Origin of the sequence: Amycolatopsis sp. NPDC051071 (genome assembly GCF_040682875.1) — a bacterium.
Taxonomy (GTDB): Bacteria; Actinomycetota; Actinomycetes; order Mycobacteriales; family Pseudonocardiaceae; genus Amycolatopsis.
The window spans coordinates 1-18187 of sequence record NZ_JBFBBY010000144.1 but is presented as its reverse complement, the minus strand read 5'-3'; the positions used below and the strand labels follow the sequence as shown (position 1 = coordinate 18187).

Here is an 18187-nt window from a genome sequence, read left to right as displayed (position 1 = left end):
TGTTACTGTAAGGCCCCCTTCCTTGCGCCTAGATACAGGAAGGGGGCCTTCCTGTACCTCGGGAAGGTGTGAAGGTCGAGTTTCCTCGGCTGAGCCGAGGGAAGGAGTCCTTCACGCGCGACCGCCGCAGTGCCTGCTGATGCACCTGAGACCACAGCGGCGACCCTGAAGTACAGGAAGGCCCCCTTCCTTGCGCCTAGGTACAGGAAGGAGGCCTTCCTGTACCTAGGCAAGGAGTCCTTCACGGACCTGACCCGCCATCAGCCCCGCAGCCAAATCAGTAAGCACCTAAGACACTCTTGGCTCTAAAGACCCAAATCACTCACGACAACGCAACCCCGCGCCTGGTCGCAGTCAGGCCTCCATGGCCTCCATGGCTTTGACGAGCGAAGCGGGCCGCAGGTCGGTCCAGTTGGTCTCGACGTACTCGAGGCACTCCGGGCGCGAGGCCGGGCCGAACCTCGTGGTCCAGCCCGCCGGGACCTCGACGAACTCGGGCCACAGGCTGTGCTGGCCCTCGTCGTTGACCAGCACCAGGTAGGTGCCGTCGGGGTTCTCGAACGGGTTCGTCATGCCTTCTTCTCCTTCTGTGTTCCGTCTTCACGTGAGTCGAGCCGGGCCGCCCGGTGGGCGAGCGCGTCCAGCGCGGTGAACCAGGTCTCCGCCAGTTCCCGCACCGACTCTTCGGTCAGCACGGCCTCCGGCCAGTACCAGTGTGCGCCGAGTTCGGGGCCGCCGGGGCGGTCCTCGGTCACGGCGTTAAGCGTCAGGGCGTGCGCGGCCGGCATCCCGTCGTCCGCCCCGAGTGCGGCCGCCTCGGCTTCCGCCGCGTACGACCAGTCGGTCGCCTCGGGGACGCCGATCCGGCCAAGGTAGTTGAACTCGATCTGCGCGCCGGGGAACTCCGCCAGCGCGGAAGCAGTGCGCGAGTTGAGATACCGCAGCAGGCCATGGCCGAGCCCCGCTGAAGGCAGTCCGTCCAGATGTGCCCGGACCCGTTCCAGCGCGCCACTCGCCAGTTCCTCTTCGCGGACGTGCCCCTCGACGTCGACCAGCACCGCGCGGCCCTCGTCGCGGCGCCACCGGGTGACGGCGAGCGCGAGTCCGGTGAGCAGGACGTCGTTGACCGTCGCCCGGAACACCGCCGGAACCTCGGACAGCCGGATCGAGCTGCTGTGCGAGCCAGATCCCCTTCTGGGCCGAGGTCAGCGGGAAACCGCGGGTCATCGGGGTGCCTCCACCGTTCAAAAATGGGAAACGACGTGCGCGGGTCAAGCGGGGCCGGTACCGCTCACGGCGTACTCGGGCCGCGAGGTGCCCGCCGCGCGCCGGTCCACAATGGACTGCAGGATCTCGCCGACACGGACGGCGGTATTGGACAGCAGCGACGACGTGATGCCGTGCGTGTGCTCGGTGCCGCCCTGGAGGTAGATCCCGCCGTCCAGCGGCGGATCGGTGACGATCCGGTAGTCGCGTTCGACCCGCGGCCTGCCCTCGTCGTCCCGGACGCAGTTCGCCGCCAGCTCGCCGAGCAGCGGCGTCGGGTCGGCCGGGCTGTATCCCGTGGCGTACACGACGAAATCGGCGTCGAGCCGGGTACGCTCGCCGGTCTCCAGCGCCTCGATGGTGACCTGGACCGTGGAGCCGCTGTCGGTGACCTCGGTCGGCCGGGAGACGTTGATCAGCTTCAGCCGCTCGATTCCCTGGACCTTCTCGCGGTAGACGCGGCGGTACAGCTCATCGATCAGTTCGATGTCGACCGCCGAGTAGTTCGTCGCGCCGTGGTAGCGCATCAGGCGGTCCTTGACCGCTTCCGGCGCCTCGTAGAACCGCCCGACCGCCTCGGGGTCGAAGATCCGGTTGGCGAACGCGCTGTCGTCGGCCGGGCTGTAGCCGTACCGCGCGAACACCGCGCAGACCTCGGCCTTGGGAAAACGGTCGTGCAGCAGCGCGCTGACCTCCGCCGCGCTCTGGCCGGCGCCGACGACGACGAACCGGCGCGGATCCTCGGTGGCCAACCCCTCGATGCGGTGCAGCAGTTCGCTGTTGTGCCAGACGCGGGGCCCAGGGGGCACCCCCTCCGGCAGGTTCGGCCGCAGGCCGGTGCCCATCACGAGATTGCGGGCACGCAGGTCCACCAGTTCGCCGTCGGTGCGGGCGTGGACGTCGAAGTACGCGACCTTCTCGCCGTCGAAGACCGGCGTCACCGAAAGTACTTCGGTGTCGTAGGAAACGACGTCGTCGACCTTCGCCGCGGCCCACTCGAAGTAGTCATGGAACTCGATCCGCAGCGGGAAGAGGTTCTTGTGGTTGATGAAATCGACCAGCCGCCCCTTGCTGTGCAGGTACGACAGGAAACTGAACGAGCTGGTCGGATTCCGCATCGTCGCCAGATCCTTGAGGAACGAGACCTGCATGGTGGCGTTGTCGATCAGCATCCCGCGGTGCCAGCCGAACCGGACCTGGCGCTCGAGGAAGTGGGCGGTGACCGTTTCGGCACCCGGCGCGGCGTTGTGTTCGGCGAGGGCGATCGCGAGCGCCAGGTTCGACGGCCCGAACCCGACCCCGACCACGTCGTAGACCGGAATCCGTTCACCGACCACTGCTCGTGCCATCTCGAAACCCCTTGCGCGGCTCAGCCGCTTCTCGGTACTCCGTTACAAGAACAAGGGAACCCTAACCTAAGTTAGGTGAGCCTCAACTAGTACTTTCAGTGGTGATGTTCATCCCTCGACCAGGAGGAGGCCGGTCCCATGCGGGTCGCCATGTTCGGATACCAGACCTGGGGACACCGCACCCTGCGGGCTTTGATCGACGCGGGGCACGACGTCGCCCTCGTCGTCACCCACCCGAAAAGCGACCACGCTTACGAAAAGATCTGGTCGGACTCGGTCGCGGACCTCGCCGAAGCCCACGGCATCCGTGCCCTGCTGCGTCAGCGGCCCGACGACGCGGAACTGCTGGCGGAACTGAAGGAAGCCGATCTCGACCTGATCGTCGCGAACAACTGGCGCACCTGGCTTCCGCCGGAGATCTTCTCGATGCCGCGCCACGGCACGCTGAACGTGCACGATTCGCTGCTGCCCGCGTACGCCGGTTTCTCGCCGCTGATCTGGGCACTCATCAACGGTGAGCCGGAAGTGGGCGTCACGGCCCATATGATGGACGGCGACCTCGACGCCGGCGACGTCGTGGTGCAGCGGTCCGTCCAGGTGGGACCGAAGGACACGACCACCGATCTCTTCCACCGGACGGTCGACCTGATCGCGCCGATCACCACGGAAGCCATCGAGTTGATCGGGAGCGGGAACTTCACCCCGGTCCAACAGGACCGGTCGAAGGCCAGCTTCTTCCACAAACGCGCGCTGGAAGACAGTCTCATCGACTGGACGTGGCCCGCCGACGAGATCGAGCGGCTGGTGCGGGCGCAGTCCGATCCGTACCCCAACGCCTTTACTCACCACCGCGGGAAGCAGCTGCGCATCGTCCGTTCGTCGGTGTCCGTGGGTCACTACGGCGGCACCGCGGGCCGGATCTTCATCCGCGAGGGTGACGGCGTGGTGATCGTCGCCGGTCCCGAGTCGCGCCGCGGCCGGTCGCACGGCCTCGTCATCGAACGGGTCCGGACCGAGGACGGCACCGAACTGGCCGCGAACGAGTACTTCCGCACCTTGGGCGGGTACCTCACCACCCGCCCCTGACCTGCTGTGTCGAAGTAGCCGGAAAAAAGTCATCGCGGGACCGATGAGTTCCCGCGAAAGGCGCCGTTACATCGGGTAAGAACACTCGATGGAGGCGCCATGACCAGTATTGACACGGACAAAACCGTCGCCGCGGCGAAGGCGGGGGACGAAACCGCCTTCGCCCGGCTGACCGAACGGCACCGGCGCGAACTGCACGTCCACTGCTATCGGATGCTCGGCTCGTTCGACGAGGCGGAAGACGTCGTCCAGGAAGCACTGATCAACGCTTGGCGCGGGCTGGACACCTTCGACGGCGAGAACTTCCGCGCTTGGCTGTACCGGATCGCCACCAACGCCTGCCTCGACGCACTTCGCAAAAGCGCGCGGCGAGTCCCGTCGCTGCGGTCGTTCGCCGAAGTCCCCTGGATCCAGCCGTACCCGGACCGGCTGCTCGACGAGATCGCGCCGCCCGACACCGAACCGGACGCGCTCGCCGTCGCCAGGGAGACCATCGAACTCGCCTTCCTCGCCGCGCTGCAATTGCTGCCACCACAGCAGCGCGCGATGCTGATCCTGCGTGACGTCCTCGGCTGGACCGCCGCGGAGAGCGCCGGACTGCTGGACCTGACCGTCCCCGCCGCGAACAGCGCACTGCAGCGCGGCCGGGCGACCTTGCGCGAACGCCTTCCCGAGCAGCGCGGCGAGTGGTCGGCGTCGGCACCGTCCGAAGAGGAACGCGCGCTGGTCCGGCGGCTCGTCGAAGCACACGATCGCGGCGACTTCGGCTCGCTGAGCGCCCTGGTCCGCGACGACGTCCGCGTCACCATGCCACCGGAACCCCACTGCTATCTCGGGCTAGAACACCTCGCCAGGCACGGCCGGATCGCCGAGGAGATGGGTGAATGGCGTGCCGTCGCCGTCGACGCCAACCGGATGCCCGCGTTCGCGTCGTACCTGCGGCGTCCCGGTGACACCGAGTTCCGCGCCTTCAAACTCGACCTCATCCGCGTCGTCGGCGGGAAGGTCGCCGAGTTCACCACGTTCAACAGCCGGCTGTTCCCGGCCTTCGGTCTGGACGCCACTCTGAGGGGATGAAGCAATGCCGGAGAAGATGACCGACGAACAGCGCCGCGCGTTCCTCGCCGAAGGAACCCGCACCGCCGTCTTCGCGACGGTCCGCCCGGACGGCAGGCCGCACGCGGTCCCGGTCTGGTTCGCCATGGACGGCGACGACATCGTGGTCAACCTGGGCGAGGACACCGTCAAAGGCCGGGCACTCAAGGAGGATCCGCGCGTTTCGGTCGTCGCCGACGACCCGCGGCCGCCTTACTCGTTCGTAAGCGTGGAGGGCGTCGCGGAGATCGTCACGGATCCCGAGGGCGTCCGGCAGGGTTCGGAACTGATCGCACGGCGGTATCTCGCGGAGGCCGGGCAGGAGGCTTCCGACGGCTGGATGGCCTACGCGACTTCGCCGGGGAAGGTGCTGGTGCGGGTGCGGCCCTCGCATACGGTGGCGATCGCGAAGGTGGGCGGCTGAGGACGTCCGGTCACGTTCGGGAAGACGTGACTCGCGTGCTTGAGCACGCGAGTGCGGTGTACCGCCGAGCGGTCCTCCCCTGGCCTCCGACCGCCCTTCCGGGCCAGGATGGCGACCGTGACTGAGATCGTTTTCGACGAAGGCACGCGGTCCTGGCTCATTCGCACGGCGGCCACGAGCTACGCACTGCGGTTGGCCGAGGACGACACGCCCAGCCACGTCTATTGGGGCCCCGTGCTCACCTTCGGCCAGCTCCAGGACGTCGTCCCCGAGACCAAAACACGCTGGGACGCCTTCAATGATCCCAACGAGGGTCTGGACGAACTCGCCGCGGACGGCGGCACGCGCTACTGGACTCCCGCACTCCAGCTCCGGTTCGCCGACGGCACCCGCGCGCTGGAATGGCGCTACCTCTCCCACGACATCGACAGCGACCGGTTACGAGTCCACTTCCGCGACCGCCACTATCCCCTGCGGATCACGCTGAACTACCGCGTCGCGCCCGGCACGGACGTCGTCGAACGCTGGACCGAACTCACTCACGACGGCACCGAAGGCCCGATCGAAGTCATCCGGGCCGACTCCGCGACCTGGGTCCTGCCGGTCCGGCCCGGCTACCGGATCAGCCATGTCACCGGCCGCTGGGCCGCGGAAAGCCAGCTGCTCCGGGAACCGGTCCCCCACGGCGAAACCACCTTCGGCAGCAGGCGCGGCATCGCGAGCCACCACGCCAACCCGTGGGTGATGCTCGACGACGGCGACGCGACGGAGCGTCACGGCGAGGTCTACAGCGCCGCACTCGCGTGGAGTGGATCGTGGCGGATCACCACCACCCGCTCCTCCACCGGCCGTCTCACCGTGACCGGCGGCTTCGGCCAGGACGGCGTCGTCCCCCGCCTCGCGCCCGGCGAAACGCTCACCACGCCGGTGTTCGCCGGGCTCTACACCGAGGGCGGCTTCGGCGCCGCGAGCCGCGCCTGGCACGCGTACACGCTCGGTCACGTCCTCCCGCTTCCCGGCGAACTCCGGCCGGTGCTCTACAACTCGTGGGAGGCAACGGGTTTCGACGTCACCGAGGCCGGTCAACGCGCGCTGGCCGAGAAGGCGGCGGCGCTCGGCGTCGAACTCTTCGTGATGGACGACGGCTGGTTCGGCGCCCGCGACAACGATCACGCCGGACTCGGCGACTGGTCTGTCAACACCACCAAGTTCCCCGGCGGTCTCGGCCCGCTGATCGGCGACGTACACCGGCTCGGCATGAAGTTCGGACTCTGGGTGGAACCGGAGATGGTCAACCCGGACAGCGATCTCTACCGCGAGCATCCGGACTGGGTGCTGCACCATCCCCATCGGACACGTTCGGAACTGCGGCAACAGCTGGTGCTCAACTTCGCCCGCCCGGACGTCGCCGAGTGGGCGCACGGCAGGCTCGACTCCCTCGTCGGCGAGCACGGGATCGACTTCCTGAAATGGGATATGAACCGCCCGTTCAGCGAAGCGGGCTGGCCGGCCGACAGTGATCCGGATCGGCTGTGGGTGGAGCACACCCGCGCGGTCTACGCGATCATGGACCGCCTGCGCGACAGCCATCCGGGGCTGCGGATCGAGGCGTGCGGTGGCGGTGGCGGGCGGATCGACCTCGGCATCATGGCACGCACCGATCAGGTCTGGACGTCGGACAACACCGACGCACTCGACAGGCTCGTCATCCAGCACGGCTACGGGCAGGTGTACCCGGCACGCGCGATGTCAGCGTGGGTCACCGACGACCCCAACTTCGTCACCCATCGCACCACCCCGCTGCGGTTCCGGTTCCACGTCGCCATGGCGGGGGTACTCGGCATCGGCGGCGACATCGTGTCCTGGCCTGAGGCGGACCTCGATCAGGCCCGCGAGCAGATCGCGCTGTACAAGGAGATCCGGCCGATCGTCCAGCACGGCAGGCTCTACCGGCTCGTGCCGCCGGAGACCGACGGCGTCTCCGCGTTGCAGTACGTGGCCGCCGACGACGGGCGTGCGGTCGTGTTCGTGTTCCGGCAAGCGGCACATTTCCACGCTCCCGGGCGACCGGTCCGGCTCGAAGGTCTCGACCCCGCCGCCCGCTACCGCGACGAAGACACCGGGAAGGTGTGGCATGGCGCTTCACTGCTGGCCCACGGCCTGATCCCGGGTCTGCCGGACGGCGATTTCGCGAGCGCGCTCATCCGGCTGACGAAGATCTAAGCTCCCGATAGGTCCGATGTATCACTGCGTCAGAGCCGTGTTCGACACGAGTAACCGCTTGACAGCACTGTAGACATCCGATCGAATGCCGTCGTATATGAGACGACGTGCATTGCCGCGAGAAGGGTGTCTGGGCATGAGAAGGTCCTTCGCGTTGGGAGCGGCGCTGCTCCTCGCCGCGAGCCTCACCGGATGCACCGTCGGCGGCGCGGGCGGCTCCGGAAGCGGCAGTGAGATCTCCTTCCTGACCTTCGAGACACCCAATCTGCCACCGTCCTATTGGGACGCCGCCATCAAACGGGTGATGGACCGGAATCCCGGCCTCAGCGTGAAGAAGCTGGTCGCTCCCTCGACCGACCGCACCGGGTACGCGAAGCAACTACTGCAATCGGGCCAGTTCCCCGACGTCGCGATCGCCGTCGACTCGGCGGGCTTCGCCGAATCGGGCAACCTTTACGCCTGGACACCCGAGGAGCTCAAGGACTTCCAGTTCCCCGGCGCCAACCCGATCAAGGGCGGGCACCACCAGCTGCCTGCCAACACCCAGACCATCCCGCCGATCTACTACAACAAGAAGCTCTTCGCCGACGCTGGAATCGCTTCTGCCCCGGCGACCTGGGCAGAACTCCTTGCCGCGTCGGAGAAACTGAAGGTCAAGGGCATCACGCCGTTCACCATCGGCGGCGGCAAGGAAGGCTTCCCGTCCGCGATGCTGCTGGACGGCCTGATCAGCGTCGACGTCTACGGCAAGACGCCGGACTGGCTGTCCCAGCGGCGCGCCGACAAGGTGAAGTTCGCCGATCCGGACTTCCAGCGGGCGTTCGGCAAGTTCGCCGATCTGGTCGCCAAGGGCTACCTCGACAAGACCCAGGTCTCGCGCGACTACTCCGCGACCGAGGCGGCGTTCCTCACCGGCGAAGGCGCGATGTACCCGATGGGCAACTGGTTCGCCGCCATCGCCGACGCCAAGAAACCGCCGTTCGAGATCGGCGTCTTCAACTTCCCTTCCGAGGACGGGAAACTCGTCGTCCCCGCCTACACCGGCGGCGGCATCGTCGTGAACGCCAAGTCGCCGAACCTCGACGCGGCAAGGAAATTCGCCTTGGCGTTCCAGCTCGACAAGGAGCAGATCGACGCCTCCGTCAAGGCCGACGGCCTGTTCCCCGCGATCAAGGGCTACACGCCGCCGCCCGACGCCGGCCCGGTCTTCAAGGCGGGCTACGACCTCTACACCCAGGCCGTCGCCAAGAACGCCGTCGTGAACGCCTTCAGCTGGGAGACCGCCGACGACGGGCTCCTGCCGGGCATGAAGGAAAAGGTCTACCAGGCCGCCCAGGACGTCATCACCGGCCGGAAACCGGTCGCCGACGCCTGCGCGTTCCTGGACACCGAGTGGGCGAAGGCGCGCTGACGCCACGATGGCCAGGAAACCGATCCTGCCGCGAGTGTGGCACTTCGTCTCGTTCGGCGCTCCCGGCGTCGTCGTCTACCTGTGCTTCGTGATGGCGCCGATCCTCATCAGCTTCGGTTACAGCCTGACGAACCACAACCCGTTCAACCCGCCGTCGGAGTACATCGGCTTCGAGAACTACCGGTTGCTGTTCCAGGACGAGCAGTTCCTGGCCGCACTCCGGGTGACCACGATCCTGACCGTGATCGTGGTGCTCGTGCCGAATCTGCTCGGCCTCGGCGTCGCCCTGTTGCTGGACCGGAAAGGCTGGCTGTACAACGCTTTGCGGAGCGTGTTCTTCACGCCGGTGATCCTCAGCTCGGTCGTGGTCAGCATCATCTGGACGAAACTCTTCGACGACCGGGGCCCGATCAACAACGCCCTCCGCGCGCTCGGCGTCGAACATCCACCCGGCTGGCTGTCCGATCCGGATCTGGCGCTTTATTCGGTCGCGTCGATCGTGTGCTGGCAGATGCTGGGCTTCTGCGTCGTCGTCTATCTCGCGGGCCTGCAAGGCGTTCCGGTGGAACTGCTGGAGGCCGCGGAGATCGACGGCGCCGGTCCGGTGCGGCGATTCCGCGCGGTGACCTGGCCACTGCTCGCGCCGTCGCTGACCATCAACACCGTCGTCCTGCTGATCTCGGCGTTCAAGACCTACGACTACGTCAAGGTCGTCACCAACGGCGGCCCCGGCTCCGGCACCACGGCCACGATCGCGTTCAACGTCCTCGCCACCGGCCTCGACGCGAACCACGTCGGGTACGCGTCCGCGATGGCCGTGGTGATGCTGCTGATCGTGGCCACCGTGACCACGATCGTGCTGCGGTTCCTGCGGCGGCGGGAGGTCGACCTGTGAGACTCCGGCCCGCCGTGGCGATCCTGGTGAGCGCGATCTTCTTCGTGCCGCTGTATTACGTGCTCGTCAACGTCTTCAAACCGGGTGACGAGATCGCTCAGGAGCCGGCGTCGGTTCCGCTGCCGCCGACACTGACCAACATCCACGCCGTGCTCACCCGGCCCGACGGGCTGTTCTGGGTGAGCCTGGCGAACAGCGTGCTCGTCACCCTGCTGTCGATCCTGGTGCTGACCGTGCTTTCGGCCATGCTCGGGCATTACCTGGCGCGCTCGTCGAAGCGGTGGACGAAGGTGCTCGCGCTGATCCTGCTGGCGGGCCTGATGATCCCGCCGCAGGTGATCCTGATCCCGGTCACCGAGGTGCTGCGGCTGACCGGGATGATGGCGACACTGCAAGGTCTGGTGCTGTTCAACGTCGGGTACTACGTGCCGTTCGGAGTGTTCGTGTTCACCGGGTTCATCCGCGGGGTGCCGGTGGAACTCGAAGAAGCCGCGCTGCTCGACGGCGCGAGCCGGACGCAGGTGTTCTGGCGGATCGTGTTCCCGCTGCTGCGCCCGGCGACGGCGAGCGTGCTGATCTTCCTCGGGGTGTGGATCTGGAACGACTTCATCGATCCGCTGATCATCCTCGGCCCCAGCCAGGGAACCACCGTCACGACCGGGATCTACCGCTCCATCGGCCAGTACCAGGCGGATCTCGGGAGTGTGTTCGCGCTGATGTTCCTGGCGACCCTGCCGGTGCTGATCTTCTACCTGGCGCTGCAGAAGCAGTTCGTGAAGGGGCTCACCGGAGGCGCGACGAAGGGCTGACCCGCTGTCAAGCCGTGGGTGCGATGAAAGGGCCGTTCACGACTCGGTCACTTTCCCGTCCGCGACCTCGAGCCGCCGCGTCGTCGCGACCGCGTCCAGCATCCGACGATCGTGCGTCACCAGCAGCAACGTCCCCGGATACTCCGAGAGCGCCGACTCCAGTTGCTCGATCGCGGGCAGGTCCAGGTGGTTCGTCGGCTCGTCGAGCACCAGCAGGTTCACCCCGCGGGCCTGCAGCAGCGCCAGCGCCGACCGGGTCCGCTCCCCCGGCGACAGCGTGGCCGCCGGCCGCAGCACGTGCGCGGCCTTCAGCCCGAACTTCGCCAGCAGCGTCCGGACATCGGCGTCGGGAAGCTCCGGGACCTCGCGGGCGAAGGCCTCCACGAGCGGCAGATCGCCGAGGAACAGTTTCCGTGCCTGGTCGACCTCGCCGACCACGACGCCGGAGCCGAGCGAAGCGCCCCCTTCGTCGACCGGAATCCGGCCGAGCAGCGCGGCGAGCAGTGTCGACTTCCCGGCGCCGTTGGCACCGGTGATCGCGACCTTGTCCGCCCAGTCGATCTGCAGGTCCACCGGTCCCAGCGTGAACTCGCCCCGCCGCACCACGGCGCCACGCAGAGTCGCCACGACCGCGCCCGCCCTGGGCGCCGCCGCGATCTCCATCCGCAGTTCCCATTCCTTGCGGGGCTCATCGACGACGTCGAGGCGCTCGATCATGCGGTCGGTCTGGCGGGCCTTCGACGCCTGTTTCTCCGTCGCCTCACTCCGGAACTTGCGGCCGATCTTGTCGTTGTCGGTGGCCTTGCGCCGGGCGTTCTTGACGCCCTTCTCCATCCACGAACGCTGCATCGCGCCGCGCGCTTCGAGTGACGCCCTGGTGTTCGCGTACTCGTCGTACTCCTCGCGGGCGTGCCGCCGGGCGACGGCGCGTTCCTCCAAATAGGACTCGTAACCGCCGCCGTAGGTCCGCACCTGCTGCTGCGCGAAGTCGAGTTCGACGACGCGGTCCACCGTGCGGGCGAGGAATTCGCGGTCGTGGCTGACCAGCACCGTCCCGGCGCGCAACCCGGTCACGAACCGTTCGAGCCGTTCCAGGCCGTCCAGGTCGAGGTCGTTGGTCGGCTCGTCGAGCAGGAAGATGTCGTACCGGCTCAGCAGCAGCGAGGCCATCCCCGCCCGCGCCGCCTGCCCACCGGACAGCGAAAGCATCGGCTGGTCGAGGTTGACCGCGAGCCCGAGATCCGCGACGACCTCGCCCGCCCGGTCGTCGAGGTCGGCGCCGCCGAGCGCGAGCCAGCGGTCGAGGGCAACGGCGTACGTGTCGTCCGAACCCGGCTCGCCCGCGGTCAGTGCCTCGGTGGCGGTGTCGAGTGCGGCCTGCGCGGCGGCGACGCCGGTGCGGCGCGCCAGGAACGCGCGGACGGACTCACCCTCCCGGCGTTCGGGCTCCTGCGGGAGGTGACCGACGGTGGCCGTCGGCGGGTTCAACCGGACGCTGCCGTCCTCCGGTGGCACCAGGCCGCCGAGGGTCCGCAGCAGCGTCGACTTGCCGGCGCCGTTGACCCCGACGAGGCCGATCACCTCGCCGGGGGCGACGACGAGGTCAAGGCCGGAGAACAGAACGCGGTCGCCGTGGCCTGCGGCGAGATCCTTGGCAACGAGTGTGGCGCTCATGAGATGAGTAAGTCTAAACGGCGTGAATTGAACAGCTCGGGGTCCCTCGGAAGAGTGTCAGGTATCCAACCGATCACGGAACGTGGGTAACCTTGTTGTTCTTCCGGACCCGGACGACATCCGAACCCACACCCGAACTATGAGGTCGGTGACAGCAAATGGCGGACTCCGCCACCTCCGTCCCCGTCGCGCACCAGCAGAAAGGCGGTACCCGCAGGCCGACGATGAGCAGGCGCCGGGAGGTCAGTCACGCGAGCGCGCGGTCGCTGCTGATGACGATCCTCGGCGAGTACATCCTCCCCCGCGATCAGCCCGTTTGGACGTCGACGCTGGTCGAAGCGCTGCGAGTGCTGGACGTGGAGGAGAAGTCCGCGCGGCAGGCGCTGGCTCGCTCGTCCGCCGAGGGCTGGGTCGTCTCCGAACGCGTCGGGCGCAGAGTGCGCTGGTCGCTGACCCCGCCTGGCAGACGCCTGCTGACCGAAGGCGCCGAACGGATCTACGCCTTCGGCCACGACGAGAGACCCTGGGACGACCATTGGCTGATGCTGATCGTCTCGGTGCCCGAAGCGAAGCGGGACCTCAGGCACCGGCTCCGCACCCGGCTGACGTGGGCCGGTTTCGGCTCGCCGGTGGCGGGTGTCTGGGTCAGCCCTGACCCCGGCCGTCAACGCGAGGCGCAGCAGATCGTGCAGGAACTCGGCCTCGACGCGCAGGCGATGTCGTTCACCGCCAGCTATGGCGACGTCGGCGACCAGGAGACGATGGTCGCGCGGTCCTGGGATCTCAGTGAGCTCAAGGACCGCTACGAGGATTTCATCGACCGTTTCACCGGTTCACGCCCTTCGGGTGAGCGCGGCGTACTGCGATCACAGACCGAACTCGTCCACGAATGGCGAAGTTTTCCGTTTCTCGATCCGCGCCTTCCGCTGAAACTGCTTCCGGACGGTTGGAGCGGCGTGCGCGCGGCGGACCTCTTCCACCGCAAGTACGTCGAATGGCGACCGGAAGCACAGGCCCAATGGGACGAACTCGCCGCCACCTCCGGCTAGGGTCAAGGGAAACGATCTCTCCGGAGGGAACCCGCCTTGGCCACCTCGATCCGCCTGGACCACGCGGACGGCCTCGCCGTCTTGACCATCGACTCCCCGCCGCTGAATCTCTACACCGCGCAGCTACAGGACGAACTGGGTGAGGCGATCGGCGAGCTGGAGGCCACGCCGCCGCGGGCGGCGCTGATCCGGGCCGAGGGGAAGATCGTCAGCGGCGGTGTCGACGTCTCCCTCTTCGACGCCCAGTCCTCCGCCGCCGAGGCGAAGGTGCTCTTCGACGAGATGCTGGCGATCCCCGACCGGATCGCCGCTCTCCCCTTCCCCACCGTCTTCGCCGCGCACGGTCTGTGCCTGACCTGGGCCTTCGAGGTCGCCGTCGCCTGCGACATCATCCTGGCGAGTGAGCGCGCGAAGTTCGGCCTCGTCGAACGGGTCGTCGGGCTGACCCCGACCATGGGCGGCACGCAGCGTCTCGCCGCCCGCGCCGGCGTCGGGCGCGCCAAGGAATTCGTGATGACCGGCGCGACCTACGACGCCGCGACCCTCGAACGCTGGAACGTGGTGAACCGCGTACTCCCGCTGGAGGGTTTCGACGACGCCGTGCGGGCCTTCACGAACGACCTCGCGCAGGGGCCGACGCGGGCGCACGCGGCGACCAAGAAGGTCCTCGAGCATTACGAGCACGGCGGCGTCGCCGAGGCGAACGAGCACATCACGACGATCGCCGCCGGGCTCTTCGAGACCGAGGACCTGCGCGGCGCGGTGAAGTCATTCCTCGCCGACGGACCCGGCAAGGCGGCCTTCACCGGCCGCTGATGGCCTACGGCAGCTGACCGACCGCGTCCACCACGCCGGACGCGGTCACCGCCGTCCCATTCCCGCCCAGGTACAGGAACGTGTCCGCGGCGAAGACGATCACCTCCGGTTTCGCCACCTTGAGGTCGTCACCTGGCCTGAGCGGCCAGGTGATGCCGACACCGGGCCTGCCCGCCCCGTCCTTGGCGTGGTCGACGGCACGCAGGCCGGGCACCTTGGCCGCCGCGCCGAACAAGGCCGCCCGGACGGCGGGCGGAAGGTAGTTCTCGTTCGCCAGCGCGACGACGTCCTTGCCCATCGCGTTGTAATCGCCCTTCTCACCGCTGTGGTCGGCATTGTCGGCGTTGAGGTAGGCGAACATCGCGTCCGCGTCGGTGGGGAGATCCGCCCGGTAACCCGGCCTTGGCGTGCATGGCTCCGTGATGCCCTCGAGCGGATCGTCGCCCTTGTACACCTGCGCCCGTCCGTTCCGACAGCCCGGAAGCGGGAAGAAACTTCCGTCCGCCAGCTTGACCAGCCCGTCGTGGGTGCCGTCCGCCGAAATCCACGATTCCCGCTCTCCGTCGGGTTGCTTGGTCTTCGTGTAGACGAACTGGTCCGGTTTCGGCGGTGTGTCCTGTGTTTTCAGTGCGGACGCGGCGGCGTTGCGGAGCACCATGACAGGATCCGCGGCGGCCGCGGGCGGTTCCAGGCCGACCTGCTCGACCGGGGCCAGCGCGACGACGGCGGTGATCGCCGCGGCGAGGCCGACAGCGCCCGCCCCGGTCCAGGCCCAGCGTCGTCCTTTCCGCAATGGGACAACGGTTTCCGTGCCAGCGGCAGCGATTTCGGCCTGCAATCGCACGCGTGCCGCGGCGAGTGCGGCGGATTCCGCGAGAGGGACCGATCCGGTCCGGTCGCCGATCAACTTCAGCTCATCCATGGGTCGAGATCTCCTTCGAAGTCGTGGTGTCCGCGCGCCCCAGCGCCTCGCGGACCTTGCGGCGGGCACGGTTGAGCCGTGAGCGGACCGTTCCGACCGGAATGTCCAGTGCCACGGCGATTTCCTCGTAACTCAGGCTTTCCCCGGCGAACAACGTCAGCGTGTCGCGGTCGCCGTCGGGCAGTTCCGCCAGAGCGCCGTCGAGCAGCTTTCCCATCGCTTCGGCCGTCACCTGTTCGGCGACGCGCTCGGCGTGGCCTTCCTCGTCCGGCGGCGGGCCGAGCGCTTCCCGCAGTTTCAGCTCCCGGACCTCGTCGCGGCGCCGCTGCGCCACCAGATTGGTCGCGATGCCGTAGAGCCAAGGCCGGGCGTCGAGGCGTGCCCTGTCGTAGCCCTCGCGTTTGCGGAACGCCACCAGGAACGCCTCGCCCAGCGCGTCTTCGGCGGGCCCTGGTCCGATGCGTCTGACCAGGTAGCGGTGGATATGCACGGCATGCCGGTCGAAGATCGCGGAGAACCAGTCCGGGCCGGTCACCGATCTCGTGATCAGCTCCGCATCGGACAAATCGCCCGGATCCACGCCAGATGTACTCAATGAACCGCCCTTCGCCGTCCGTTCAGTGTCATCTCTTATCCGCACCGGGGCGGATCGGGTTCACGACCGACGAATCGGTCTAGACCTTTTATGCGAGCCGCGCTACATTCAGGTGTGGTCTAGACCACACCGCGCCAGCTCAGATCAGGTCAGTCTCGCCGCCTCTTTTGGAGAGAACCGCCATGAGACGCACCAGAAAACGACTACTCAGCGCACTCACCGTGACACTCCTCGCAGCCGGGCTACTCGTAGCCGCGGTGAGTCCAGCGATGGCGGCGGGCCGCCTCCGCGCCGCCTTCACCTTGACCGGCACCAATGGTGAGTACACCGTCACCAACCCCAGCACCGAAACCGTCGCCAATTGGTCCCTCACCTTCACTCTCCCCGCCGGAGTGACCGCCACCAGCGGCTCCAACGCCACGGTCACCCAGGCCGGCAACCAGGTCACCCTTACCCCGGCGTACTACATCGCGTCGCTCGGGCCGGGGCGGACGACCTATCCCTACAGCCCGTCCTTCCGGCTCAGTTCCGCCGTCAACCCGACCACGTGCCGGGTCGACGACGCCAACTGCGACGGATCGGGTGACGCACCGCCGTCGGCCCCGGCCAACCTGCGCCTCGTGGCGAAGACGACCACGACCGCCGCGCTGGCCTGGAACGCGTCGGCACCGGGCTCGCTGCCCGTCACCGCCTACGAGGTCTACAACGGCACCACGCTGGCGGCCACGGTCACCGGTACCGAAACGACGATCACCGGGCTGACGCCGAGCACGGCCTACAGCTTCACCGTCGTCGCCAAGGACCGGAAGGACGCCAAATCGCCGCCAAGCCCCGCGCTGGCGGTGACCACCAACAACCCGGGTGACGACACCCAGGCTCCGACGCCGCCGTCCAACCTCCGCTCGACGGCGGTCACGTCGAGCACCGTCGCGCTGGCGTGGAACGCTTCCACGGACAACACCGGCGTCGTCTCCTACGACGTCTACCGCGGCTCGACCCTCGCCACGACCGTCACCGGCACGACGGCGACGGTCAGCGGGCTCTCACCGTCCACTTCGTACTCGTTCACGGTCAAAGCCCGTGACGGGTACGACAACGTCTCCGCGGCGAGCGCCGCCGTCAGCGCGCGCACCGGCGACATCGTGAGCGGATACGCCCGGGTCGGCTACTTCGTCCAATGGGGTATTTACGGCCGCCAGTTCTTCGTCAAGAACCTGGTGACCAACGGATCCGCGAGCAAGCTGACGCATTTGCTGTACGCCTTCGGGAACATCGACCCGGTCAACCACACCTGTCTTTCCGGGGTCACCAAGGGAACGACGGCGAATCCGCAGGATCCGAGCCAGGGTGACGGCGCGGGTGACGCGGAAGCCGACTACTCGCGGCCGATGTCCGCGTCCCAGTCCGTCGACGGTGTCGGCGACACCGGCTGGGAAACGTTGCGCGGCAACTTCAACCAGCTGAAGAAGCTCAAGGCCAAGCAGCCCAACCTGAAGGTCCTCATCTCCTTGGGCGGCTGGACTTACTCGAAGTACTTCTCGGACGTCGCGGCGACCGCCGCGTCGCGGCAGAAGTTCGTCGCGTCGTGCATCGACACGTACCTGAAGGGGAACGTCAAGGCGTACGGCGGAGCCGGCGGGCCGGGCACGGCCGCGGGCATCTTCGACGGCATCGACATCGACTGGGAGTGGCCGGGCAGTCCGGACGGGCATCCCGGAAATCACTGGAGCGCCAACGACAAGACGAACCTGACCGCCCTGCTGGCCGAGTTCCGCACGCAGATGGACGCCTACGGCGCGACCACCGGCAAACGGTACGAACTGCAGGCGTTCACCCCCGCCGACCCGGCGAAGGTGAGCGGTGGCTGGGAAATCCCGAAGATCTTCGACTACCTCGACGTCGCCAACGTGCAGGGCTACGACTTCCACGGCTCGGGCAGCGACAACTCGTGGGAGCCGAACCAAACCGGGCATCAGGGCAACCTCTATGCCGACCCGGACGATCCGTACAAATTTAAGTTCAGCGTGGAGGCGGCGATCAACGCCTACACGAACGCCGGGGCCAATCCACGGAAACTGACACTCGGCCTCGCCTTCTACGGGCGAGGATGGCAAGGGGTCGCGGCCGGCACGAAGAACGGTGAATGGCAGAGCGCGACCGGAGCCGCGCCCGGCCAGTTCCCCGAGGAAGCAGGTACTCGTGGCTACGCGAATCTCCTGGCCAGCGTCCCGAACTGCACCGTCCAGCACGACACCGTCGCCGTCGCCACGGCGTGTTACACGGGCAACGGCGGGCAATGGTGGACCTTCGACGACGCCTGGTCCATCCAGCAGAAGGTCGCCTGGCTCAAGACCAGAGGACTGCTGGGAGTCATGGCCTGGGAGATGTCGGGTGACACCGGAACCCTGATGACCACAGTGGACAACTCGCTGAAGTAGCGGGTCGGAAGTACATGAAGGCCCCCTTCCTTGCGCCTAGGCGCAGGGCCCCGGCAAAGTCGGTGTGGGCCTGGATGAGGGCAGGCACGGTCTCTGGTTGATCATGTGGTGTGTCTAGGACCCCATGATCATGTG

16 protein-coding genes are annotated in these 18187 nt (G+C 67.6%); 10 read left to right on the top strand and 6 right to left on the bottom strand.

The features are described 5' to 3' along the window. Nucleotides 1-354: 354 nt before the first annotated feature. From AB0M65_RS32340 to AB0M65_RS32330, 3 genes are all read right to left on the bottom strand, one after another. Nucleotides 355-573, bottom strand: a complete 219-nt coding sequence (locus tag AB0M65_RS32340) for an MbtH family protein (protein ID WP_364036196.1) — start codon at nucleotides 571-573, stop codon at nucleotides 355-357. Next, nucleotides 570-1142 carry a hypothetical protein gene (locus AB0M65_RS32335; protein WP_364036193.1) on the bottom strand — a complete coding sequence of 191 codons (573 nt, stop codon included), beginning with the start codon at nucleotides 1140-1142 and terminating at the stop codon, nucleotides 570-572. Before AB0M65_RS32335 ends, AB0M65_RS32340 begins: the two co-directional genes overlap by 4 nt. Nucleotides 1143-1271: 129 nt before the next feature. After that, nucleotides 1272-2615 (bottom strand): lysine N(6)-hydroxylase/L-ornithine N(5)-oxygenase family protein, encoded by a 1344-nt coding sequence (locus tag AB0M65_RS32330; RefSeq protein WP_364036190.1) that lies wholly within the window; start codon nucleotides 2613-2615, stop codon nucleotides 1272-1274. A 138-nt stretch (nucleotides 2616-2753) separates the two neighbouring features. Between AB0M65_RS32330 and AB0M65_RS32325 the strand changes: the two genes are divergently transcribed. From AB0M65_RS32325 to AB0M65_RS32295, 7 genes are all read left to right on the top strand, one after another. Further along, nucleotides 2754-3701: a methionyl-tRNA formyltransferase gene (locus AB0M65_RS32325; RefSeq protein WP_364036187.1), complete on the top strand. Its 948-nt coding sequence runs from the start codon at nucleotides 2754-2756 to the stop codon at nucleotides 3699-3701. Nucleotides 3702-3800: 99 nt separating this feature from the next. After that, on the top strand, nucleotides 3801-4778 hold the full coding sequence (locus AB0M65_RS32320) for an RNA polymerase subunit sigma-70 (RefSeq protein ID WP_364036184.1): 978 nt from the start codon (nucleotides 3801-3803) through the stop codon (nucleotides 4776-4778). 4 nt (nucleotides 4779-4782) lie between these two features. Next, nucleotides 4783-5220 (top strand): PPOX class F420-dependent oxidoreductase, encoded by a 438-nt coding sequence (locus tag AB0M65_RS32315; RefSeq protein ID WP_364036181.1) that lies wholly within the window; start codon nucleotides 4783-4785, stop codon nucleotides 5218-5220. A 117-nt stretch (nucleotides 5221-5337) separates the two neighbouring features. Beyond that, entirely contained in the window at nucleotides 5338-7443 is a 2106-nt protein-coding gene (locus AB0M65_RS32310; protein ID WP_364036178.1) for an alpha-galactosidase, read from the top strand. Between the two features lie 136 nt (nucleotides 7444-7579). Then, nucleotides 7580-8854, top strand: coding sequence for an extracellular solute-binding protein (locus tag AB0M65_RS32305; RefSeq protein ID WP_364036175.1), 1275 nt, complete (start codon nucleotides 7580-7582; stop codon nucleotides 8852-8854). Nucleotides 8855-8861: 7 nt separating this feature from the next. Continuing rightward, nucleotides 8862-9749, top strand: coding sequence for a sugar ABC transporter permease (locus AB0M65_RS32300; protein ID WP_364036172.1), 888 nt, complete (start codon nucleotides 8862-8864; stop codon nucleotides 9747-9749). Continuing rightward, complete coding sequence (locus AB0M65_RS32295) at nucleotides 9746-10558, top strand: carbohydrate ABC transporter permease (RefSeq protein ID WP_364036169.1); 813 nt, start codon at nucleotides 9746-9748, stop codon at nucleotides 10556-10558. Before AB0M65_RS32300 ends, AB0M65_RS32295 begins: the two co-directional genes overlap by 4 nt. A gap of 36 nt (nucleotides 10559-10594) precedes the next feature. On the opposite strand, the gene AB0M65_RS32290 is transcribed toward AB0M65_RS32295, so the two are convergent. Further along, a complete protein-coding gene (locus AB0M65_RS32290; RefSeq protein WP_364036166.1) occupies nucleotides 10595-12232 on the bottom strand; it encodes an ABC-F family ATP-binding cassette domain-containing protein in 1638 nt (545 codons plus the stop codon). A 158-nt stretch (nucleotides 12233-12390) separates the two neighbouring features. Between AB0M65_RS32290 and AB0M65_RS32285 the strand changes: the two genes are divergently transcribed. Together AB0M65_RS32285 and AB0M65_RS32280 are read left to right on the top strand one after the other, a co-directional pair. Further along, nucleotides 12391-13281: a PaaX family transcriptional regulator C-terminal domain-containing protein gene (locus tag AB0M65_RS32285; RefSeq protein WP_364036163.1), complete on the top strand. Its 891-nt coding sequence runs from the start codon at nucleotides 12391-12393 to the stop codon at nucleotides 13279-13281. 36 nt (nucleotides 13282-13317) lie between these two features. Then, nucleotides 13318-14097, top strand: coding sequence for an enoyl-CoA hydratase/isomerase family protein (locus tag AB0M65_RS32280; RefSeq protein WP_364036160.1), 780 nt, complete (start codon nucleotides 13318-13320; stop codon nucleotides 14095-14097). Nucleotides 14098-14101: 4 nt separating this feature from the next. Here the strand turns inward: AB0M65_RS32280 and AB0M65_RS32275 are convergent, their stop codons facing one another. Together AB0M65_RS32275 and AB0M65_RS32270 are read right to left on the bottom strand one after the other, a co-directional pair. Beyond that, a complete protein-coding gene (locus AB0M65_RS32275; RefSeq protein WP_364036157.1) occupies nucleotides 14102-15019 on the bottom strand; it encodes a CU044_5270 family protein in 918 nt (305 codons plus the stop codon). Further along, entirely contained in the window at nucleotides 15012-15614 is a 603-nt protein-coding gene (locus AB0M65_RS32270) for an RNA polymerase sigma factor (RefSeq protein ID WP_364036154.1), read from the bottom strand. Before AB0M65_RS32270 ends, AB0M65_RS32275 begins: the two co-directional genes overlap by 8 nt. Before the next feature lie 269 nt (nucleotides 15615-15883). Here AB0M65_RS32270 and AB0M65_RS32265 point away from each other — a divergent pair, with 269 nt between their 5' ends. After that, nucleotides 15884-18052, top strand: a complete 2169-nt coding sequence (locus AB0M65_RS32265) for a glycosyl hydrolase family 18 protein (RefSeq protein WP_364036199.1) — start codon at nucleotides 15884-15886, stop codon at nucleotides 18050-18052. The last annotated feature ends 135 nt before the right edge of the window (nucleotides 18053-18187 follow it).